At 49.1% G+C, this 21028-nt stretch carries 21 protein-coding genes; 3 read left to right on the top strand and 18 right to left on the bottom strand.

Features of this window, described 5'->3' with window-relative positions; all coding sequences use genetic code 11:
• Position 1: 1 nt before the first annotated feature.
• From EK22_RS08550 to EK22_RS08620, 15 genes are all read right to left on the bottom strand, one after another.
• Positions 2 to 1918, bottom strand: a complete 1917-nt coding sequence (locus EK22_RS08550) for a 2Fe-2S iron-sulfur cluster-binding protein (RefSeq protein ID WP_051961793.1) — start codon at positions 1916 to 1918, stop codon at positions 2 to 4.
• A 70-nt stretch (positions 1919 to 1988) separates the two neighbouring features.
• Positions 1989 to 2627 carry a periplasmic heavy metal sensor gene (locus EK22_RS08555; RefSeq protein WP_152565047.1) on the bottom strand — a complete coding sequence of 213 codons (639 nt, stop codon included), beginning with the start codon at positions 2625 to 2627 and terminating at the stop codon, positions 1989 to 1991.
• A 135-nt stretch (positions 2628 to 2762) separates the two neighbouring features.
• Entirely contained in the window at positions 2763 to 3164 is a 402-nt protein-coding gene (locus tag EK22_RS08560; protein ID WP_036249955.1) for a hypothetical protein, read from the bottom strand.
• Positions 3165 to 3496: 332 nt separating this feature from the next.
• Complete coding sequence (locus EK22_RS08565) at positions 3497 to 3937, bottom strand: hypothetical protein (protein WP_152565048.1); 441 nt, start codon at positions 3935 to 3937, stop codon at positions 3497 to 3499.
• A gap of 103 nt (positions 3938 to 4040) precedes the next feature.
• Entirely contained in the window at positions 4041 to 5177 is a 1137-nt protein-coding gene (locus EK22_RS25220) for a copper resistance protein B (protein WP_235209257.1), read from the bottom strand.
• Positions 5178 to 5208: 31 nt separating this feature from the next.
• The gene (locus tag EK22_RS08575) at positions 5209 to 6954 is read right to left on the bottom strand and encodes a copper resistance system multicopper oxidase (protein ID WP_036249961.1); all 1746 of its coding nucleotides are present in this window, start codon (positions 6952 to 6954) and stop codon (positions 5209 to 5211) included.
• A 346-nt stretch (positions 6955 to 7300) separates the two neighbouring features.
• On the bottom strand, positions 7301 to 7750 hold the full coding sequence (locus EK22_RS08580; protein WP_036249963.1) for a DUF411 domain-containing protein: 450 nt from the start codon (positions 7748 to 7750) through the stop codon (positions 7301 to 7303).
• A 223-nt stretch (positions 7751 to 7973) separates the two neighbouring features.
• The gene (locus tag EK22_RS08585) at positions 7974 to 8774 is read right to left on the bottom strand and encodes an AlbA family DNA-binding domain-containing protein (RefSeq protein WP_036249966.1); all 801 of its coding nucleotides are present in this window, start codon (positions 8772 to 8774) and stop codon (positions 7974 to 7976) included.
• Positions 8775 to 8897: 123 nt separating this feature from the next.
• Entirely contained in the window at positions 8898 to 9638 is a 741-nt protein-coding gene (locus EK22_RS08590; RefSeq protein WP_051961796.1) for an SLOG cluster 4 domain-containing protein, read from the bottom strand.
• Between the two features lie 100 nt (positions 9639 to 9738).
• Positions 9739 to 11433 carry an alpha-glucan family phosphorylase gene (glgP, locus tag EK22_RS08595; RefSeq protein ID WP_036249969.1) on the bottom strand — a complete coding sequence of 565 codons (1695 nt, stop codon included), beginning with the start codon at positions 11431 to 11433 and terminating at the stop codon, positions 9739 to 9741.
• A gap of 245 nt (positions 11434 to 11678) precedes the next feature.
• The gene (locus tag EK22_RS08600) at positions 11679 to 11969 is read right to left on the bottom strand and encodes a YHS domain-containing protein (RefSeq protein ID WP_036249972.1); all 291 of its coding nucleotides are present in this window, start codon (positions 11967 to 11969) and stop codon (positions 11679 to 11681) included.
• Between the two features lie 111 nt (positions 11970 to 12080).
• Positions 12081 to 12545: a MerR family transcriptional regulator gene (locus tag EK22_RS08605; RefSeq protein WP_036249975.1), complete on the bottom strand. Its 465-nt coding sequence runs from the start codon at positions 12543 to 12545 to the stop codon at positions 12081 to 12083.
• A 519-nt stretch (positions 12546 to 13064) separates the two neighbouring features.
• Entirely contained in the window at positions 13065 to 13259 is a 195-nt protein-coding gene (locus EK22_RS08610; protein WP_036249978.1) for a DUF2934 domain-containing protein, read from the bottom strand.
• Positions 13260 to 13561: 302 nt separating this feature from the next.
• Positions 13562 to 14011 (bottom strand): DUF411 domain-containing protein, encoded by a 450-nt coding sequence (locus EK22_RS08615; protein ID WP_036249981.1) that lies wholly within the window; start codon positions 14009 to 14011, stop codon positions 13562 to 13564.
• A 105-nt stretch (positions 14012 to 14116) separates the two neighbouring features.
• A complete protein-coding gene (locus EK22_RS08620; RefSeq protein WP_036249984.1) occupies positions 14117 to 14761 on the bottom strand; it encodes a c-type cytochrome in 645 nt (214 codons plus the stop codon).
• A 159-nt stretch (positions 14762 to 14920) separates the two neighbouring features.
• On the opposite strand from EK22_RS08620, the gene EK22_RS08625 reads away from it, so the two are divergent.
• The 3 genes from EK22_RS08625 (at position 14921) to EK22_RS08635 (ending at position 18807) form a co-directional block, all read left to right on the top strand.
• The gene (locus EK22_RS08625; RefSeq protein WP_036249986.1) at positions 14921 to 15598 is read left to right on the top strand and encodes a heavy metal response regulator transcription factor; all 678 of its coding nucleotides are present in this window, start codon (positions 14921 to 14923) and stop codon (positions 15596 to 15598) included.
• Positions 15595 to 16986 (top strand): heavy metal sensor histidine kinase, encoded by a 1392-nt coding sequence (locus tag EK22_RS08630; protein WP_036249989.1) that lies wholly within the window; start codon positions 15595 to 15597, stop codon positions 16984 to 16986. The genes EK22_RS08625 and EK22_RS08630 overlap by 4 nt, the downstream gene beginning before the upstream one ends.
• A gap of 438 nt (positions 16987 to 17424) precedes the next feature.
• On the top strand, positions 17425 to 18807 hold the full coding sequence (locus EK22_RS08635; RefSeq protein ID WP_036249992.1) for a hypothetical protein: 1383 nt from the start codon (positions 17425 to 17427) through the stop codon (positions 18805 to 18807).
• A 56-nt stretch (positions 18808 to 18863) separates the two neighbouring features.
• On the opposite strand, the gene EK22_RS08640 is transcribed toward EK22_RS08635, so the two are convergent.
• The 3 genes from EK22_RS08640 to EK22_RS08650 form a co-directional block, all read right to left on the bottom strand.
• Positions 18864 to 19616, bottom strand: coding sequence for a cytochrome c family protein (locus EK22_RS08640; protein ID WP_036249995.1), 753 nt, complete (start codon positions 19614 to 19616; stop codon positions 18864 to 18866).
• A 193-nt stretch (positions 19617 to 19809) separates the two neighbouring features.
• Positions 19810 to 20217 carry a DUF1622 domain-containing protein gene (locus EK22_RS08645; RefSeq protein WP_036249998.1) on the bottom strand — a complete coding sequence of 136 codons (408 nt, stop codon included), beginning with the start codon at positions 20215 to 20217 and terminating at the stop codon, positions 19810 to 19812.
• 92 nt (positions 20218 to 20309) lie between these two features.
• A complete protein-coding gene (locus tag EK22_RS08650; protein WP_036249999.1) occupies positions 20310 to 20498 on the bottom strand; it encodes a DUF2934 domain-containing protein in 189 nt (62 codons plus the stop codon).
• Positions 20499 to 21028: the final 530 nt, after the last annotated feature.

Below are 21028 nucleotides of genomic sequence, written 5' to 3' on the forward strand. Positions count from 1 at the left end.
TCTAAGCCTCCACTTCGATGTTTCCGGTTGATTTGGCCTGACATGCCAGGACAAAGCCCTCGGCTTTGTCTTCGGGTGTCAGGGCATCTTCAACCTCCATCCTTATCTGGCCGGAACGCAATTTCACCTTACACAGTCCGCAGATGCCCGCACGGCACGAATTATCGATGTCGACACCTATATCATCTGCAACATCGAGAATTGTCTTGTCGGGTGGTAGTAGCGCCGACTTATCAGATAGAGCAAATCGCACCGTGGAAAGGGCAACGCCGGGTTCTTTCTTTCCCACTTCTGCCTCACCGGGCCTTTTTGCCGGTTCAGGTTTTCCGAGGGCCGGGCCAAACGCTTCTATTTTTATACGGTCCTTAGGCACGCCGAGTTCGGCCATGATCTTTTTCACTGCCTCCATCATCGGGACAGGACCGCAAATGTGCACATAACGTGAGGTGATGTCGGGTACAGATCTAGCGATGAATTCCTTGTCAATGTGCCCGGTAGGTCCTGCCCAGTCCGTTCCTTCCGGGTTCGATACCATGAAAACCACGTGCAGGTTGGCATGCCGGCGCATAAGGTATTCGAACTCTTCTTTGAAGATAATGTCTTTTGGAGTGCTATTCCCGTAAAGCAAATAAATATCCCCCGGCCAGCTCCGGTCAGTAAGATAACGGAGAACGCTCATCAAGGGTGTGATGCCTACTCCAGCACCGATAAGGAGAATGCATCTACACTCCCGCCCAGTAAAGGTAAAAGCGCCCGAAGGGCCAGAAAATTCGAGCAGATCCCCTTCCTGTACGTGATTGAAGAGGATATCTGAAACCCCCGTCCCTTCTTTGTGTTTCACGGTAATTTCCGCGTAGTCGCTTTGCGTTGGCGAAGAGGCGATCGTGTAACTACGCTTTTCAGTTTTCCCATTCGCCATCACTGTAACGCTAAGAAACTGTCCGGGCAGGTAGCTAAAGGGAAGCATCCCTCCAAGCGGGTTCATCAGTCGAAAGGTCCGAACATCGGGTGTTTCTTTAAAGATGCGGCTGACACGCAGTTTCCCCGACCATTTCTTGCTTCTTTGGCTGGGTAGCGTTGCCGAACTTTGTTCCGAAGCAGATGCTGGGACAGGCGCAGCTTTAACTGATGGCGCTGGCGGGGCGTTTCCAAGTACATCTTGAAGCAGGAACGAGGCCCGGCGCATCTTAAAAAAATACATGCCAATCATTACGGCGGCAAAGACTGTGAGAATAAGCATCAGACTGAAATGAAACCAAGAGAACTCGAATATGCCCTTCGAATAGCCGGCAGCGGAGTTATCGAGATTCATCTCCCGCTTAAACCACTGAAGAGCCACATTGCGCGGAGATTTTCCCTCAGCTAAAGCGCGATGAGTAGCCAGGGCGCTTTCAAACTGAGCAAGCCCTTCTTTCGCCACCTTCACACTCTCCTGCATGGCGGCGTAATTATCAGTGACGGCTTCGCGGGAAAGGCTGTCAATGCCTTCGGAAAACAGTTTTATCGAACTTTTCATTCGCTGATGGGCCGTTGCCTGCAATTCAACGCGTTTTTCTATCGGGAGCTCGGGAAACTCCATGAGAGAGGGATAAAGCTCTTTGGGTTTGGGAAGATTCATTTGCTTCATCATCTTCCCCATTTGCCCCATCATCCCCGCCGGCCCGGAGGGTTGGTTCTCTGTGGATTGTGATGTCTGATCATTTCCCTGCTGAAGTCCCGGATGGTGGCTACGATGCTCTTGCTCTGGATCTTGCTGAGTCATAGCGTCCGAACCCTTCCGATTTGCAGGGCCTCCCATTCTTTGCATTCCTTGCCATGGTCCATCCTGGGCCATGGCGTCCCAACCCGGTGCAGTGACAGATGCCACCACAATCATGATGCAAGAAATAATCGCTTTTTTTATGCCTATCTTCTTCATATGATTTCTTTTATTTTCCGGGGTGATCAAAGCTTCTTCAGGTTCGTTAGGGTGAGGGAGAGGTCGTACTCTATTTCATATTCCCAACGAGTGCTTCCCTCTGTTTTTGATCAAGGGTGTTAGCTGCTTTCCCTACGGCCTGTATAAAGCTTAAGCGCTTTTCGGCTTGCAGCGTTTCAATGGCTTTTACTTTATCAGTGATTTTTCGAATATCAGGTTCATTGCTTCCAGTTAGAGTCCATAACTCGCTCTCCAATGCCTCAACTTTGTTTTGCAATTCTTCTTGCTCCTTGCCCGATTCTTCTTTTATTTTATTTAGAAGAGAATTCTGTTCACTTGAAAGATTAAGATGCTCCGGATGATCTAAAAAGAAGCCGGTAGCGCCAATATGATAAATGTTGGAAGTCCCGGGAAATCCGGGTAAGGCTGACGGCGGAAGAGCACTCTGGTCCATATTCATCATACCCATTCCGCCTTGATTGCCGCCGTGCATCATTCCCATCATTTTCATCATGTCCATACCCTTCATCTGCATTCCTTTAGTCATGGGCTGTTCGCAGGGCGTTTTCATCGATTTGCCCATTCCCATTTCTCCGGGACCGGCCAAGGCTGGGCCACTTAGCGCAATGCTAAATAAACCGAGCAAAGCGAAGCTGATTCTCAAAGCGTCATATTTTCTCTTCATGTGTTTTCGGTCTAACTGTTTCATTACTTTTTCCTCGTTGACATAAATTAGTAGCTTAAAAGTTTTTCTGGTACGGTTTAAGGATATTGTCTTTTTGTCACCTCCCATTAAGTAAATTTCCGGTTATATATCTCGCCCTAAGTATCACCGTAAAATTTTTCATTTCCCCTGTGTTTCCATCCCGCCTTGATTTCCACCGTGTTTCATCTCCATTTCCTGGTCGGCCTCACCTGAACCACTGCCCGAATCCGGGCTATGCATACCCTTCATCTGCATTCCTTTAGTCATGGGCTGTTCGCAGGGAGTTTCCATCGATTTACTCATTCCCTGGCCGGCCTCACCTGAACCTTTGCCCGTATCCTGGCTATCCATACCTTTCATCTGCATTTCTTTAGTCATGGGCTGTTCGCAGGGCGTTTTCATCGATTTGCCCATTCCCATTTCTCCGGGACCGGCAATGGCTGGGCCGCTTAGCGCAATGCTAAATAAACCGAGCAAAGCAAAGCGGATTCTCAAAGCGTCATATTTTCTCTTCATGTATTTTCGGTTTGACTGTTTCATCACTTTTTCCTCGTTGACATAAATTAGTAGCTTAAAAATTTTTTCTGATACGGTTTAAGGATATTGTCTTTTTTCTCACCTCCCATTAAGTAAATTTCCGGTTATGTATCTCCATATAATACTCAAAGTGTGTTGGAGCCTCAGTAACCGGCATGATAAATCGCGTTTTCCAGCGCAGGATTGATTGCATGTTAAAACCTCGTCGAGAGAGTCTGTGATATAGAGCCGTTGCGCATCCTTTAACCTGATAGTTGTGTTATATAATTTTTCAATGAGAACTTCTTTAGCGGCTGCCAATAATCTCTCCCCCTATGTATCACCGTAAAAATTTTTCATTTACCCTGTGTTTCCATTACGCCTTGATTTCCACCGTGTTTCATCTCCATTCCCTGGCCAGCCTCACCTGAACCATTGCCCGAATCCGGGCTATGCATACCCTTCATCTGCATTCCTTTTTCATGCCCATTATGGGAAGCCATGCCATTCATTCCCATCTTGTCGCCGCCCATGTTCGTCTGTTGCTTGGTAACAGAGCTACCCTGGTGGTTTTTCTCAAGAGCGGCCTCAAGTCGAGCAGCTTTGCCTTTAAGTTCCACAAGTTCATCAGTAATGGGCTGATCGCCGGTAGTTCCCATCGATTTGCCCATTCCCATTTCTCCGGGATCAGCAAAGGCTGGGCCACTTAGCGCAATGTTAAATAAACCGAGCAAAGCAAAGCGGATTATCAAAGCGTCATATTTTCTCTTCATGTGTTTTCGGTTTGACTGTTTCATCACTTTTTCCTCGTTGACATAAAATTACAACTACCCCTGAAAAGCCTGTAATTAACACCGTGCGTATCTCTCCCAATAAAACCTACGGAGGAATACCTAAGGCTCAGAACCATAACCGCACCCCGGCAACGAGCCGCAGTTCCTCGGCAGCGTTACCGGAAGCCCGTATATTAGTTGCCGCCGAGCCAAACACACCGGCCCATTCAACGCCGACGTAGGGAGCAAACTCTCGTCGAATCTCGTAACGCAGGCGCAGACCTCCTTCAAAGTCGGATAAACCGCTACTGACGTCTCGCGAATCGTCTCGCCGGCTATAAAAGTTCATCTCGATGCGGGGCTGCAAAATGAGCTTTTGCGTCAGCAATAAGTCGTACTCTGTTTCGAACCGGAATGCGGTACGCCCCTGCTCGTTAACATAAGCTGTCGCTTCCACATAGGTAAAATAAGGCAGCAAGCCCTGGATGCCGAATGCGAGCCAGCCGCGATCCGTGCCCTTGCCGCTGTCGTAGCGTATACCCAGTTGCGAGTCCAGATAAGGGGTAATAGCGTGCGCCCAAAGCAGCTCGTTGCGCGCGTCTATAAACGTGCCATCTGCAATGCTGCCCTCGGCTCTGATGAGTGCGCGATCATAAGTCTGACCATACCAGGCCTGCCAGTCATAGGTCATAGAGGTGTTGTTGCGCGTCATCACACTTTCGAGCCGATCAACCAATAGGGAGGCAAAGTTATCTTCGTCCCCCAACCTTGGCCGTGGAATCGAACCGAATCCGTAACCCGCTGAGTAGGCATGCGGATCACGAGCCTCTGATGGAGCCGAGCCACCCGGTATGGACATGGAATCATGGTTCGAATCATAGCCGCCGTGATTCACGTTGCTCATGTCGCCGGACTTCCCGGAAGTTGCGCCACCGTGATTCATATCGTGCCCTGAACCTCCCACCATGCCGGACTTATCACTTTGAGCCATGCCCGGCATGGCATCGTGGTTCATTTTGCTGTGATCCATGCCCTGCATCGCCTCTATCTCCTTGGATGCATTTGCCGGAGCGGACTTTGATTTTGTCCCGGACTTTACTTCTCGCCGCTTCTGCTCCGTCTGTGCGGAATGATTGGCGTTAACTTGGTTCGTTTGCGCACTTTCCACGGTCGTTAGGTCTTGTGCCCAGACGGAAGATAGTTTGAGAGCCATCAAAGCGGCGATCAAATTGACTCGACGGTTCATCATCGTTTCCTGCCCCATTTTCCGATTACGCTTATTTGATTACACATACTCAGGCCACAACCACTTCACGCATCATGCCCGCATGCATGTGATAAGACAGATGGCAATGCCAGGCCCAACGGCCCAAGCCGTCGGGGGTGACGAGGAAAGTCACCCGCTGCGCCGGCTGCACACTGAGGGTGTGCTTGCGCACCTGAAAATCGCCATCAGGGCTTTCCAGTTCCATCCACATGCCATGCAAATGCATGGGATGAGTCATCATCGTGTCATTGACCAAGATCACGCGCAACCGCTCACCATAAGGGAAATGCACTGGCGTGGATTTGCCGAACTCGAGGCCATCAAGTGACCAACTATAACGCTCCATGTTGCCGGTGAGATGGAGCTCAATTTCTCGACCGGGTTTTCTGAGATCAAGCGACCCTCCGATGGTATGCAGATCGGCATAAGTCAGCACTCGGCGTCTATTGTTTCTCAGGCCGATACCGGGGTCATCCAGATTGGTGCGCGGCGTGTCCACACGCATATCCACGCTGGGGCCATATTCGGTACTGGCGTGGCGCACAGGCACCTGTCCGCCGCCCATAGCGTGGGCGCTGTGATCCATAGCCATATCACCGTGATTCATCCCCGCCTTTCCGGCACTGCCCATGTTGCCCATCATATCCTCCATGGTGAGCGGTTCGGGTTTGTCCGGCGTGGGCACGGCCGCTGTCATGCCGGCATGTGTTGCCAGCGTGCCGCGGGCATAGCCGGTGCGATCCATCGATTGGGCAAAAATTGTATAAGCGCCCGCTTCGGGGGTAACAATGACATCATAGGTTTCAGCAGAGCCAATGCGAAATTCATCCACGGAAATCGGCTCGACGTTCTGGCCGTCGGCCTGGACTACCGTCATCTTGAGTCCAGGTATGCGCACATCGAAAAATGTCATCGCCCCTGAGTTGATGAAGCGCAGCCGCACCCTCTCGCCTGGACGGAACAGTCCGGTCCAGTTGCCGCCCGGGGTTGTGCCATTCATCAGGTATGTATAGGTATAGGCAGAAATATCCGACAGATCGGTCATATTCATGTTCATCATGTTCCACATGTGCCGCTTTTGGATAGCTGATGCAACCCCGTCATCAGCTGCATCGCTTAAGAAATCGACCGCCGTAAGCTGATTGAAATTGTAGTAGTCGCTCTTTTTCTTGAGTTTGGAGAAAATTTTCATTGGGTCTTCGTCGGTCCAGTCGGACAGAAGCACCACGTAGTCGCGATCGGCGCGGATCGGGTCGGCGCCGGCCGGGTCAACGATGATAGCGCCGTACAATCCGGCCTGCTCCTGCATGCCGGAATGTGAGTGGTACCAGTAGGTGCCGGATTGTTGTACCTTGAAACGATAGGTAAAGGTTTCCCCCGGCGCGATACCTTTAAAGCTGATGCCCGGCACCCCATCCATTTGATAGGGCGGGAGGATGCCGTGCCAATGAATTGAGGTTTCTTCGGCAAGATGGTTGGTGACACGAAGCGTCAATGTATCCCCCTCTCGCCAGCGCAGTGTAGGCGCAGGAATCGAACCATTAACGGTGGTTGCCATACATTGAGTGCCGGTAAAGTTGACGGGTGTTTCCGCTATCGTGAGGTTAAACTCCGTGCCGGTCAGTACCTCGGCAAGCTGCATTTTTTCCTTGGCTTGAACCGTTTTGATCCATGGCGATAGCCCTAATAGAATACCGCCAGCGGCCAGCCCTTCAATGAAGCGCCGACGGGAAGGATTAGGCAATAGTAGCGAAGGTTTGGAAATAGGTTTCATTATGATGCTTACTCAGACAAGAAATTGTATTCGGCCTAGTTCGCCTGAAGTTGAAGTCATAGGGAACTCAGGATGCCATTACTTTAATGGCTATGTCCGCCGCTGCTGCCACTACGATGTGAATGACTGTCATCTTTAGATCTATTGGAATCTGTTGCGCACGCAGAAACAGCGATTAATAAAAGGGTGATTAATGCAAATTTCATATATTTCATAGGCTTCTCAGGAATATTATTTTGTGTGGATTTTATGTTTAGCGTCAGCATGTTCGTGCGCATGATCGTCCGATGAAGCTAGCCCGGGAGGACGAGGGCAATCAAACTTTTCATGGGTTTTCTTCTAGGGCTTAGTGTCTGGCAAAAACGCGGGTGCTGCCGTCCGCCTCGACGAGCAGGGTTTCATACGGGACAGGGTTGGCAGTTTCCATGCCCGGCGAACCGGGCGGCATAGAAGGAACGGCCAAGCCGAGCGCTTTGGGTTTTTCCTTGATCAGGCGCTGGATATCGGCCGCAGGAACATGGCCTTCAATGACGTAATCGCCGACCCGTGCGCTGTGGCAGGAGCCCAGCCGATCAGGTATGCCCAGTTTTTTCCGTGCTGCCGGGACGTCGTTTACTTCGTGGGTGTTTACCTGAAAACCATTTTGTTGCAGGTGTTTAATCCATTTTCCGCAGCAACCGCACTGGGGACTCTTGAACACTTCCACCGGCGTCTCTTCTTGCGCCCAGGCGCTACCGGTGCTGACGATAAAAACTAATATTAAGGAACGAAGCTGTGGTTTCAGAACTGATTTCATGACTGTTTCCGGGTTAATTTGAATGTGGTCAGTTTAAACAGTTTCCCTTACGGGAGGCTGACCGGGACATTACATTTCCGTAATCTTCAAGGGCTATTGACAGGCAAGCCAGAGGCATAAACCTGACTGCCAGGCTAATGACTTGCCGAAAAATTGCGATGTGGGTACCAAGAAAAATAGCAAGGGTTATCAAATCAGCTGGACAATCTACAAGTTACACTCTTTAACTAGCGCGTACTTTTGAAATATGTGCAAAAGCTTCTCGTGCATCAAGCTCCCGTGTGCTATTGCCGGCCCTTACATAATACTTGGCTAACTTATCAGTATTACAATAAACCGGCGTTACTGAGGGTTCTATAATAATACGGCAAATATCTTTTCCTTCTATCTCATCAAAAACACAATGCACAAGGGAACAGACATCACCGCCTAGCCAGGTTTTTATAATGTCCATGAGACAACGTTCGAAGCCATCTCGATTTTTATGTCTCAAGGTCTGGTAATCATTTTCCAGACCTACGACCTGACCGCTATCATTGACACCGATAAGCAAATTTCCGCCTTTATGATTCATGAACCCTGCGATACTTTTAGCGATAACGGCTTCAAGCGTTTTATTGGACCTTTGCTGTTGAAAATCCCAGCGGATTGATGACTTAAATTCAAGACGTTCACTTTCATTGCTTTTGATCAATGAGGGCAAATCCTCGGCAAGCTCTTTTTCCAACAGCTGGACCCTTTGATGTGACCTCAGAAGAGACAGGTGATAAATTGCAAATACGAGTCCGATACCGCCACCGATCAATGCAAAAAACAGACTCATAGGTATCATTGCCCGACTAAAAGAGGCATTAAAATGATCCATAAGAAAAGCCCAAATATTGTCATAGCCGCTAACATATGGCGTATCATTGAGCTCAAACCAATAAACTGCTTTGGCGATTGGATGCAACACGATAACGCTGATGATCGCACCGATTAAGATATGCAACACGATCACTCGAATTCTTGCAGATAAAGACATAATTCCTCCGCTTGATATAGTGAACTATTAAGCATGACTTGGTTAAACAATGCTTGGCATCTATTGTTTTAGTGTTACGGTAAAATACGGCGTAACTCACACTAGAAAAACTGACATCTCAGTTCAGCCTACGCCTGCAGGCATCGCGTCACAGAAACAGGAAGGGTGTTGATAATGATGTTCTATATATAACTTCGCCATTTCGTCGATTAACTTCACTGGATCGGCTGAATATACTAATCGTGCTCCGCTATCTTTCTGAAAACTAGCCACAAGATCCGGAATCTGCTCAGTAATTCCGCCACTGCCTTGCAATACCCCGATCAACTTACCTTCATCAAAAGCAATAGCAAACTCCCCTAAGGTACCGGAACGTCCTCCAAGGATTACAACCATATCACTTGAGCGTATATTGGTCACTTCACGCCCCATCAAGCCACTACCGGTATAGACAAGGACATCATAAACGTCAGCCGGCGACCGATACTTGTGTATATGTTCATCCAAGCTCAGAGCCGGTGAAATACCAATGGACAGTCCTCCTGCTTGTTTTGCTCCACGGGCACATTCATAGGGTAAACCGGGGCACGCACCCGTTATTAATATGAAGCTCCGTTGCGCAATACTCTGGCCCAGGATCATGGATTTTTCTTTGACATTGTTTGCTGCCTCGTTACCTGCTGAACCCATGACCCCTACAGTCAAATGCATCGATGTGACTTTATTTTGATATAAGCCCGGCTGGCTGAGAAAAGTATCCCGGCAGGAAGACGAGCAGAAATAATAAAGCTTTCCTTCGTATTCAGCGGTTGTTTTTGCCTCACGTGGCGAAAATGTCATTAGGCAAATCGGATCTTGAACCATCACTTAATCTCCTCTGGCTAAATCAATTGTACGAACGGACTTTTCAAGCGTCACAAAAAATCCAGCCCCCAAGTTCTTTATCCATTTTTACTTTTCCCAACTATCGAATGTAAGCTTCGGTGGCATAACGCCGCATCATGCGGTGGCTATTGAAAAAGGAAGCATTTTTGCTGATGGCGCCTTTCATGACCGCGATCCATCGGCTTCGATCATCGTAATACAAGGGCAGTATCGTCTGTTCAAGCTTGTCATACAGTGACTTGGCATCATCCCCGTTAGAGGATTCGGTATCATCTCCGACCGCCCAGCCGGTAATGCCTTCGATACAACCTTCAACCCACCAGCCATCCAGGACACTGAGATTGGGCACCCCATTAAAAGCGGCTTTCATACCGCTGGTTCCGGACGCTTCCATGGGCCTTAACGGTGTGTTCAACCAGAGGTCTACGCCGGCTACCATAGTCCGCGCAATCTCCATATCGTAGTCCGGAACAAAAGCCATCGGAATATCACCGGCCAATTCTTGTATGTGCTGGTGAATGGTTCTTATCAAGTGTTTCCCGTCCAGATCCCGGGGATGGGCTTTGCCGGCCAGCACGACTTGAAAAGGCCGCTGCCGGGCAATATTCTTGAGACGTTCTAAATCGGAAAACAACAAATCAGGTCGTTTGTATGCCGTCATACGACGAGCAAATCCAAAGATAGGTATTTGTGGATCCAGGCTGATATGACATAGGGCTTTGACTTTTTCTATCAGAATAGACTTTGCTTGGCAATGAGCCTCCCAGATGGCTTCATCGCTGATACAACACTCGGCACGTATCAATATTTCAGGTTGATGACACCAACCCGGTAAATGCTTATTATAAAGATCAATGAAACTCCTGGCAGTCCAGGTAAAAGGATGTACGCCATTGGTAACCGCATGAACCCGATAACCTGGAAACATTTTCCGTGAAACTTCCGCATGCCGTTTGGCAACACCATTCACATACTCGCTCAAATTGAGAGCCAACCGGGTCATGTTAAGCCTATCTTCACCCGCCAGGCGTTTAAGCGTTGCTCTGTCGAATTCCTCGCTGAGAATCCGCCCTACCAAATCATAGGCGAATCGATCATGACCGGCGTCGACCGGGGTATGCGTGGTGAAATTGCAAAGTTCCCGTATCTGGGGGATGTCATAGGCTGATTCGCCTGAGCGCAGGTCTTCTTTGGGATAGGCATAACGGCGTAACAATTCAATAGCAAGCAACGCCGAATGTCCTTCATTCATATGGTATTGGCGCACTTTAAAACCCAGCGCTTGCAGCATGCGCATGCCGCCCATGCCCAGCACGATTTCCTGTTTCAACCGGTAAGCTTCGTCACCGCCATAGAGATAATGGGTAATCTGACGATCGTCATCATGATTTTCATCTACATCAGTATCCAGCAGAATAACCGGTTGTCGGCCGTTCATATGGCCTTCCAGAATGTAGAGCCAGCCACTGACCCACACCAGTCGCCCCTCAATGTTAACCGCTATCTTGGCTTGCAGCGAACTAGCAACGGTATCAGGCTGCCAAGAATCCGGATGTTCAATCTGGCCACACTCGGCATCCAGTTCCTGTCGGAAATAACCGGCACGACTCACCAGGGTAACCGCAACCATTGGAAGTTCAAGATCGGCGGCAGAGCGTATAGTATCACCAGCTAACACACCCAATCCGCCGCTATAGGTGGGAATATTATTATGGAGAGCAATCTCCATCGAGAAATAGGCAATACGAGTTTCATGAATGAATTCTTCAAGCATAGGTTTTCTCCTTGGCTTAAAATTGGATCCGAAAAAAGACATTTCGTCTTGACCAAGCCAACAGGGTGTATACCCCGGTCATTCAAGTATCTCCTTTTTCGAAAAGGCTTTGAAAGGGTACCCCTGTTCAGATACTCTCTAAGTAAAATATTCAATAAAATCAAGAGTAGGCCGTGAACGATATCACTCATCAAACACAGCAATTGGCCACTTAAAATCGCCCCAAGGCTCCACGGTTGCTATATTTACTCAGGTTTTGATGGTTTTTCTGCTTGATTATCCTTTTTCACGGGTAAATACTGTTGCCGGTTTTTGTCGAACTGGTCCAGGCAAAGTTTTGAACAAAAACGATAAAGTCTGCCTTCATACATCATCCCATAACCTTTATTCGCCTTAACTTTCATACCACAGACGGGATCGATATGTTCAGTGCTGTACCAACCCCGATAGCCCAACAAGGATAGTGCTCCGGGCGCAAAACGAATTAATAAATACAGCAAGACCGAAACCAGTAAAAATGCAAATAAATAATTCATGATGTTCTCCAGTTAATTGCTACCATCAGGATTCAATAACAGCCTTGGCGGAGGCCGCCGTTAGAAATGCCTTCCACTGTGTAAGCTTAATGAATTGTTTAACTCCGCTGTTCATTCCTCACAGCCCTCTTCGGTCTCCATCACAGACGTTACGACGTTGCCTGGTGATGAATCAATGGATTCAATCAACTTGCAAATACTGTCACCATCCGGAACGCCATCCGGCATCGCCCGCCACTTTACCGATGCTGCTTCCATATGATGCTGTAGTTCTATCAGTTGTGTGAGTCGTTCTTTATTTGACTTAAGGCGTCGCTGGATGAGATCACGGACCCATGGGCAAGGAGACGAACCTTTCCGGCTTTCTTCAATAATCTGTCTGATTTCTTTAAGCGTGTAACCAAGAGACTTAGCCCGCCTGATAAAATCCAGACATTTTAAATCTCGTTCACTAAAATACTGATAGCCATTGCTTGGATTGCGCTGAGGTTGAAGCAAGCCGGTTTTGGCATAAAACCTGACCGTATCCCTACTGACATTGCATTTTAGGGCCAACTCACTGACTTGATAAGACATTGTGCACCTGCAAATATTAAGTCATTGAAATAGTCATACTCACCTCATCCATACTGCGACCAGTTTTTGACATTAAGTTCGCCATTTGCAGTCCTTGTCCTGGCAAAGCATGGAATCATCAGATCGAAAACAAGGACGCTGCTGACTGGCATTTTGAATAACTCGCACTAGTTCGGTTGGTTGGGTTATATTCTCCGGATTTTCAACACCCATCACTTTTGCTAACTGTTTCAGATTGGCTTTGGTTATACCCCCGTCTTCCTCGAACAATGAAAGATAGGCTGTTATCAGTATCTCTGAATAATACAGCTAGTCGTTTAATTCATGACCGGCTGCAAATGCCCTGGCTCCTGCTTTGTCATAGGCCGTTTCTGAAATCCACTGATGCCGGGTTATACTTTGTTTAGCTTATTCCTTTTCAAAGTTCGACTTAGTTCTTAAGTCGTGTTATCAGGGCGACCCCCCGACAACCTGGGCAGCAAAGTGTCTGGGCACGCTACTCTAACCTGATCTATATGACTAAACTTCCTGAGACCCGTCATGGCATTGATTACTTACCTCTTGTTCGGCTTCAAGCCAGTCTTCTAGTTCATGGCCAGCTACAAAACCCCTTTTTTCGGCTTTAAGATAAGCAAGCTCTGTCACCATTTCACGAAATTTGTCAGGATCAATATTGTTGTTATCGTTTTTTTGTTGTGATTTTTTGTCAGTCATTTTCTTCTCCTAAATAGAGTTTGTTTGAGTTAGGTTATTCATGGTTCGACTTAGTCGCTGTCAAAAAATAAGTTGTACAACTTCCTTTTTCCAGAGTGCAATCTCAAGGTGGAACCGAGGCATTAATGAGGTTTTAGCTTCCATTATCCGTCCTCTTTATAAAACAATGACTCGAATTTACACTCGTCTGATTCTAAAACCCTCGAGTTACACTTATGTCAAGTTTTTAATACTCTTAATCACAAATATTAAATTACCAACCGTCATGAAAAATCGTCATAAGTCCTTCATACGCCTAGGATTTAGTGTTTGGCAAAAACACGGGTGCTGCCGTCCGCCTGGACGAGCAGGGTATCGTAGGGAACGGGCTTGGCGCTTCCCATGCCCGGAGAACCGGGCGGCATAGAAGGAACAGCCAAGCCGAGAGCTTGGGATTTTTCCTTGAACAAACGCTGGATGTCGGCAGCAGGCACATGGCCCTCGATGACGTAGTCGCCGACACGGGCGGTGTGGCAGGAACCTAGTCGATCGGGCATGCCCAGTTTTTTCCGCGCTGCCGGAATGTCGTTCACCTCGCGGATACTGACTTGAAAACCGTTTTGTTGTAGGTGCTCGATCCATTTTCCGCAGCAACCGCAAGAGGGACTCTTAAACACCTCCACCTCCGTCGCGGCTTGCGCATAAGCGGTGCCGGTGCTGACGAGCAAGACTAATAACAAGGAACGAATCTGTGGTTTCAGAACTGATTTCATGACTGTTTCCAGGTTGATTTAAATGGGGCCAGTTTAAACGCTTTTCCTTACGGGAGGCTGACCGGGACATTACATTTCCGTAATCTTCCGGGATCTGGTCAGTGCTTATGCGCCATGCTTATGGGCGTGCTTGTGGGAATGTTGTTTCGTGCCGTGAGTGTGTGCGGCGCCGGACTTGCTTTCCATTTCGGCTCCGTGCTCCTCCAGACCGCCATGGGTATGCCCATTGCTGGACTCAACCTGCCGACGATATGCTTCCGGGGAAAGGCTCGGCATGATCTTGAGGAAAGCCGTCAGATCCCATATCGCCTCATCTTCCATGCCGCCTTTCGACCAGGCCGGCATGCCGGACGCCTTGACACCGTGTTTGATGATCCAGAACCGGCGGGCATCCGTCCGGTCGGAATCGTCGGCATTTGCAGGTTTGGAGAGATTCGGCGGCGTCGGATAGAGGCCTTTTCGTATTTCGGAATCTTCGATGCCGGGTGAGAGGTGGCAGTTCGCGCACATGGCGTCGTAGTTACCGGCGCCCCGGCGAATCCGTCCGGCATCGGGCAAGTCGCCCGGTGGAACGATGTCGGCGGCCCTGCGTATAATAGACTGTTCCCGCGCCCACTCAATGAGGCGGTAGACGGCGGGGCTGTGGGGTGTATCGGCCGCCATATCGATCGCTCCGGCCTGGAGCAGACCAATCACCGTTACGGCACCGAGGCCAAGAACGCCCAATGCGCCCAGCAGAATTTTTTTCATGGTAACGGTAACCTCTTGCGGATTGTCAGTAGAGGTATCTTACGATACCCCGGTTAACGGGAACCTGACACGCAGATTACTTTTAGGTAATCTTGGAGACTTACTCTCACTGCCAGTTTAGAATGGCGTTATTGAGAAAAGTTATGTGGGAGAGTACGCATGAGAATCCTTATCGTGGAAGACGAACCCAAAATCGGGAATTATCTGAGGCAGGGATTGACAGAGGCAGGCTTCGTCGCTGATTTAGCGAGTGAGGGGCTGGGCGGTTTGCATTTGGCGCTGACAGATGACTATGACCTGGCTATTTTGGATGTGATGCTGCCGGGCATCAACGGTTGGCAGGTGCTGCAAGGTATCCGCAGGGCAGGTAAAGACATGCCCGTACTCTTTCTCACAGCCCGCGACAGTGTGGATGATCGGGTCAAGGGACTGGAACTCGGAGCCGACGACTACCTGGTGAAGCCTTTCGCCTTTTCCGAACTGCTGGCCCGTGTCCGAACCCTGCTCCGGCGCGGAGGAATGGCCAAGGAGCCCGAGTTTCTGCGAGCTGCCGATCTCGAACTTGATCTGAAACGGCGGCGGGTGGCCCGGTCGGGCAAGAAGATAAATTTAGCCTCCAAGGAATTCGCTTTGTTGGAACTTCTTTTGCGTCGCCAGGGCGAGGTGCTTCCTCGCTCCTTGATCGCCTCCCAAATCTGGGACATGAACTTCGACAGCGACACCAACGTGATCGAGGTTGCCATCCGGCGTCTGAGAGCAAAAGTGGATGATGATTTCGAGCCAAAACTGATCCACACCGTCCGTGGTATGGGCTATGTCTTGGAGGCGACCGAGTGAGGCTGATCAGAAGCAAATCCATCACATGCACATTGACTTTGCTCTTCGCGTCCGCATCGACAACGGTGCTCCTGTTGTTGGGGGTACTGATCGGCTCGCTCGTCGAGCGGCATTTCGAAGACTTGGACATGGAATTGCTTGGCGGCAAACTGGAACTTCTCAGCCACGCCTTGGAGAAAGTTCGCTCCAGCCAGGAACTCGAGGCACTGCCGCCACAATTTCAAGATTCCTTGATAGGACATCAGGGGTTGGCGGTGGTTGTTTTGAAGCCGGGTGGTCAGGCGCTGTATCCAACAGAAGATGCGAAGTTACCCGAAGAGCTGCTTGCCGCTGTCAGAGAGAAAAACCTTCGTCCGATACTTTGGAGTGATCCTGAGAGCCATCGCTATCGCGGGATTGCCTCTGAACTGCCGACCAAGATCGAAGGTGCGGCTCCGGTGGTCGTGGCTGTGTCCACCGACCTGTCGCACCACGAGCATTTCATGCGTTCGTTTCGAACAGCGTTATGGACGGTCATGGGCCTGGCGGCACTACTGACCGGCTTTCTGGGATGGGTGGCAGCACGTCAGGGACTGGCACCCCTTCGGGACATCAGTCGTAGTGCTGCGGGCATCACCGCGAACCGCCTCAACCAACGGCTGCCTTTAGACTCCATTCCCGTCGAACTGGCCGAGGTAGCGGAAACCCTGAACGAGATGCTGGCACGGCTCGAAGAATCCTTCCGCCGACTGTCAGACTTTTCCTCGAATATCGCCCACGAGTTGCGCACGCCTGTCAGCAATCTGCTGACACAAACCCAGGTCACTCTGTCCAAGACCCGGACACTCGACAAATACCAGGACGTACTGGCTTCCAACGCGGAAGAGTTCGAGCGTCTGTCGCGGGTGATTGCCGACATGCTGTTCCTGGCTAAATCGGACAACAACCTCATCGTCCCTCATCGCGAGAAGGTCGATTTGGTAGTGGAGGTGAAAAGCCTATTCGAATTTTACGAGGCGTTGGTCGAGGAAAAGGGAGTCAGTCTGACCTATTCCGGAAGGGGCGCTGTTTTCGGCGACAGGTTGATGCTGCGCAGAGCGGTCAACAATCTGCTCTCGAATGCGGTGCGCCATACGCCAAAAGGGGGAAGGATAAAGATTCGCGTTGACAATTCAGACGCCTCGACCGTCGTTTTGTCGGTGCAAAACACCGGAGAAACCATCGCACCCGAGCATTTGCCGCGGCTATTCGACCGCTTCTACCGAGTTCATGCATCACGGCAGCGTTTTGGAGAAGGTGCTGGACTCGGTTTAGCGATCACGCGTTCTATCGCGCGCGCCCATGGCGGAGAGGCTTCGGTGCATTCGAAGGACGGCTTTACGACGTTTGAGATTCGGCTTCCGGTTTGAACGATGATGACGGATTTTCAGAGTAACCCTGGTGTCTACCAACTGCGGGGTCAGGATCGGTGAACTCAAGGATGAATAAACCAAGGTGCTATTCAGCGTCGAATATTGTCAGCGTCCATCCCCACCACCGACTGATTTTCCTGCTTTAGCTATGGGGTGGACTCCTCCTACCCCACGGCATCGAAGTGTCAGACGGGTAGAATGTTAGCTACCCAGACAAACAGCGGGGGTGTTGCGCAAAAAGCTCAAATGCGAACAACTGATAACGCCTTGATTTGCTTTTGTGTAGGATAATAGGTCGCATTTATGGACGAGAGTAACTCACACTTTATGAGCTGCTTCTAGGAATACTACCTACGCTACAACAGAATTACCATTAACAAAAGAACTTCAGCTTGTTAAATAGGCGGCAATTCAAATAAACAATTGGGGTGATTTATGCAAACTTTTTTTAAACAAAGTTACAATTTGAATTATTTTCTGGCATTGCTATTGGCACTAATCTCAGTCATGTTGTTAATAAGTCCAGAAGCAGAAGCTATGCCGAGTTTTTCCCGGCAAACAGGTGTAGCCTGTAACACGTGCCATACCCAATCCTTCGGACCTAACCTGACACCTTTCGGTCGTGATTTCAAACTGGGCGGCTATACAATGGGCGGGGGCAGTGGCATTGCTGCCAAATTGCCACCACTCAGTGGCATGGTACAGGGATCATTCACCAATACCCAAAAGGATCAGACCGTACAAAGCCGGAGCCAACCGGATGGAACGCTCCGTCCTGGCTATAATAAAAACAATAATTTCACTTTCGACCAAGCGTCTTTGGTTTATGCAGGCCGTATTTATGGCAAGGTTGGCGCGTACAGTCAGTTAACTTATGACGGCTATGAAGATCGGCTTGTAATGGAACACACCGATATCCATTTTGCCGATCAACTGGATTTGGGCGACACCCCTATTACTTACGGACTCTCTTTAAATAACAATCCAACCGTACAGGACTTATGGAATACCACGCCAGTCTGGGGATTTCCTTATACGGGAAGTGGGGTACAGCCTGAAGTCGGAGCCAGTCCATTGATTGACGATGCGCTGGGATCTCAAGTAGGCGGCGGTACCGCATTTGCAATGATTAACAATCTGCTTTATCTGGAAGCCGGCGCTTATGGCTCATTTTCCAGCAATTTCCAGAATGCATTCGGTATCGCCGGGCCTGACAGAGTCAGTCTTGACGGTCCCGCGCCTTATTGGCGTGTCGCGCTGCAACAAGACTGGCATGGACACTATTTCGCGCTGGGGCACTTCGGTATGAGTGCCGATGTTTTTCCCGGACGTGACAAAACTTTTGGCGCTAATCATTTTACCGATGTCGCAGTCGATGCGACTTATCAATACATGGCGAATCCGAAACATATCTTTGAAGTCAAAACGGCTTACATTTATGAAGATCAGAAGCTATCGGCTGATCGAGGGGCGGCATCCGATCCGACGACGGGTAGAACTTATCTCGCCACCTATAACCTCAATCTTGCTTACACATTCGACCAAACCTATGGCTTGACTTTCGGATATAAGAAAATAAATGGATCGCATGCTGCCCAATTTGACGAGGAGGGTAGTATCGTTGTTCAAACCAGACCAAACAGCCAATTCTATACAGCAGAACTGGTTTATGTCCCATTTGGCAAATCCCATTCATATTCATATCTGATGAATTTGCGTACCAGCTTGCAGTATATTGGTTATTCTCAAGCCAATGGCACAAATACTGATGCTCAATTTAACAACACCTTCATGGTGAATGGTTGGTTAGCTTTTTAACCTGAATCTACCCGACTCAACATCGGGTAGATTACATAATTCTTCATAAAGCTGGATCAAGTGTTCGGATTATGTTTTTTTGCCCGTTTCCAGGGAAGTATCCACATCTGGTATAAGCTGATGAATAACATTGCTGTTGACGCTAATGAATATCCATAGCCGCCAATAATCGTAATCCAGGCAAATTCAGGGTTCAACTTGGTGAGCCACCATGAAATAACATCGATAATCAGGAAGGCAAATGGAATCATTATCAACGTAGCCTTGATCCATTCCGGGATTCCTACCGCAAACACAAAAATTGCTCCCATCAGCATAAATATAAAGGCGATGCCAAAAAGATGGATATGTGACACTGTTGTCAGCGAGGTAAAGGAAATTCCCGTATCGAGGCTCGCACGTTGCTGAACATTTGCCAGTTTGGAAAAATCGGGCAAGGAAGAGCCTGTATAGTGGCAAGTAGTGCAATGGGTCTCAAATAGTTTTTTAAACCTGGAATCCCAATCTTTGGCCGGAGCGCCTGCACGCGCCCATTTGATAATTTCAATACGTAACTGCGGTGGCGCATTATTCTTCATAGAACCATTGAGCTTGGCTTCCAGGGTTGATCCATAACGATTACCGTAATAACTGTAAACAATGTCGTCTACCGATAATCCGGGCTTGCCATCGGCCATACTGTGGGTCAGCATAATTTGCGCACCAGCCATCAGCAAGCCGAAGCCAATGGTCAGAAGGTAGCCAGTGAACAGCATCTTTATTGATAAAGGTAGCCAAGGCAGTCCTTTTTGGAATCCTTCATAATTCATTAAGAGGGTATCCTGTCGACAGTTCAATGGAATAGACATGCATTGTAGCAACAGACATTTGCTTTTCGTTAAAATGTCTTAATACAATTTCTATGGTTTTAGAAATAGACATGTTGTTGTTTTTGCAACCAAATCTTGATGTCGTTCCACGATGTGGCCTGGCGACATGTCGCGCTGTTGAGCAGCGACTCCTTCAGGGCGGGCTAGGCGGAGGTTTGATGACTGAAACATCGTTGGATGATTGGTTCTTCTCCGCCGTCTTTTCCTGCTTCATTTCCATTGAGAGAAAGAAGTTCAGTCCCGTTCGGATCACGGCCACTGCGGCCAGCTTGCCGATTTGGTCCCAATTCGGCGAAACGGCCGTGCCGAGAATGTCCGCGCCCAACTCGAATTCCAGTGCCAGCGCGAGGTAGCGAGCCAAGGTCAAACGAATGCCAGTAAATTCCGTGTGCTGCCGTGCCGCTAGTATGCGGGTGAGCTGTGCCACTGCCACGCAGACGCCAATCGCGACGAGCACGACACCCACGGTCTCGATGCCGAGCTTCAGCCACTGCACGAGCACGATGATGGTGCCTTCAATCGAGTTTGCGGGAGGGTGCATGGTTAGTTATCTGTTCTAAGTGGTCCGCCAGCGATAGGCGTCGCGTTGAAACCATGAGGTCTTTCAAATTTAAAGACCTCCGTGATTTTCTTTTACCGGTTCCAATAGCGACGTTTGCTTTTTATCTCCTGCTCGGCTTCAAGCCAGTCATCCATTTCATGACCGGGTTCAAAACCTCTTTTTTCGGCTCTATAATAAGCATTTATTGCAACCATTTCTCGAAATTCGTCCAAATCAATGCCACCGTTATAATCGTATAATGATTTATGTTCAGTTTCCATATCTCCTCCTCCTTTAAAGAGAAAGTGCGAAGAGAAAGCCGGGCGTGATATGCGCCCAACCTAACCACCTTAAACGCAAGAGCATGCAAAGCCGGGAGAGGCACAACCAATACAACCTCCCTGGAAAGGTGTGGGGCAACCCTGAGTCGTGTAACTGGTTAACAAAAAAGCCGATGACTTCAACCAATCAGACTGCCTCTCCCGGTTTTGCATACTCTCCTTTTAGGTATAACTCATGCTATTTGGGTTTACAACCACAGATAGCCGCAATTATCAAAAAATTAATTAGTGTCTGAACGGGAAAGCTAGAGACCTTACTAAACAACGAATTAATAAATTTCTGAATGCGTTCAGTTTAAATAGTTGTTCCTTACGGGAGGCTGACCGAGACATTACATTTCCGTAATCTTCCGGGGCTTGGTCAGTGCTTATCGCCGTGCTTGTGGGAATGCGGTTTCTTGTCGTGAGAGTGTGCAGCGCCGGACTTGCTTTCCTTTTCGGCTCCGTGCCCCTCCAGCCCGCCATGGGTA

The organism is Methylobacter sp. BBA5.1 (genome assembly GCF_000746145.1).
Classification (GTDB): Bacteria; Pseudomonadota; Gammaproteobacteria; order Methylococcales; family Methylomonadaceae; genus Methylobacter; species Methylobacter marinus.

Coding starts and splice junctions, on each gene's coding strand:
- EK22_RS08645 (WP_036249998.1), bottom strand. CDS start 20,217: ATGCACCCTCCCGCAAACTCGATTGAAGGCACCATCATCGTGCTCGTG.
- EK22_RS08550 (WP_051961793.1), bottom strand. CDS start 1,918: ATGAAGAAGATAGGCATAAAAAAAGCGATTATTTCTTGCATCATGATT.
- EK22_RS08625 (WP_036249986.1), top strand. CDS start 14,921: ATGAGAATCCTTATCGTGGAAGACGAACCCAAAATCGGGAATTATCTG.
- EK22_RS08620 (WP_036249984.1), bottom strand. CDS start 14,761: ATGAAAAAAATTCTGCTGGGCGCATTGGGCGTTCTTGGCCTCGGTGCC.
- EK22_RS08560 (WP_036249955.1), bottom strand. CDS start 3,164: ATGAAACAGTCAAACCGAAAATACATGAAGAGAAAATATGACGCTTTG.
- EK22_RS08610 (WP_036249978.1), bottom strand. CDS start 13,259: ATGACTGACAAAAAATCACAACAAAAAAACGATAACAACAATATTGAT.
- EK22_RS08590 (WP_051961796.1), bottom strand. CDS start 9,638: ATGGTTCAAGATCCGATTTGCCTAATGACATTTTCGCCACGTGAGGCA.
- EK22_RS08585 (WP_036249966.1), bottom strand. CDS start 8,774: ATGTCTTTATCTGCAAGAATTCGAGTGATCGTGTTGCATATCTTAATC.
- EK22_RS08580 (WP_036249963.1), bottom strand. CDS start 7,750: ATGAAATCAGTTCTGAAACCACAGCTTCGTTCCTTAATATTAGTTTTT.
- EK22_RS08635 (WP_036249992.1), top strand. CDS start 17,425: ATGCAAACTTTTTTTAAACAAAGTTACAATTTGAATTATTTTCTGGCA.
- EK22_RS08640 (WP_036249995.1), bottom strand. CDS start 19,616: ATGAATTATGAAGGATTCCAAAAAGGACTGCCTTGGCTACCTTTATCA.
- EK22_RS08605 (WP_036249975.1), bottom strand. CDS start 12,545: ATGTCTTATCAAGTCAGTGAGTTGGCCCTAAAATGCAATGTCAGTAGG.
- EK22_RS08600 (WP_036249972.1), bottom strand. CDS start 11,969: ATGAATTATTTATTTGCATTTTTACTGGTTTCGGTCTTGCTGTATTTA.
- EK22_RS08555 (WP_152565047.1), bottom strand. CDS start 2,627: ATGAAACAGTTAGACCGAAAACACATGAAGAGAAAATATGACGCTTTG.
- EK22_RS08575 (WP_036249961.1), bottom strand. CDS start 6,954: ATGAAACCTATTTCCAAACCTTCGCTACTATTGCCTAATCCTTCCCGT.
- EK22_RS08650 (WP_036249999.1), bottom strand. CDS start 20,498: ATGGAAACTGAACATAAATCATTATACGATTATAACGGTGGCATTGAT.
- EK22_RS08615 (WP_036249981.1), bottom strand. CDS start 14,011: ATGAAATCAGTTCTGAAACCACAGATTCGTTCCTTGTTATTAGTCTTG.
- glgP (WP_036249969.1), bottom strand. CDS start 11,433: ATGCTTGAAGAATTCATTCATGAAACTCGTATTGCCTATTTCTCGATG.
- EK22_RS08565 (WP_152565048.1), bottom strand. CDS start 3,937: ATGAAACAGTCAAACCGAAAACACATGAAGAGAAAATATGACGCTTTG.
- EK22_RS25220 (WP_235209257.1), bottom strand. CDS start 5,177: ATGGGGCAGGAAACGATGATGAACCGTCGAGTCAATTTGATCGCCGCT.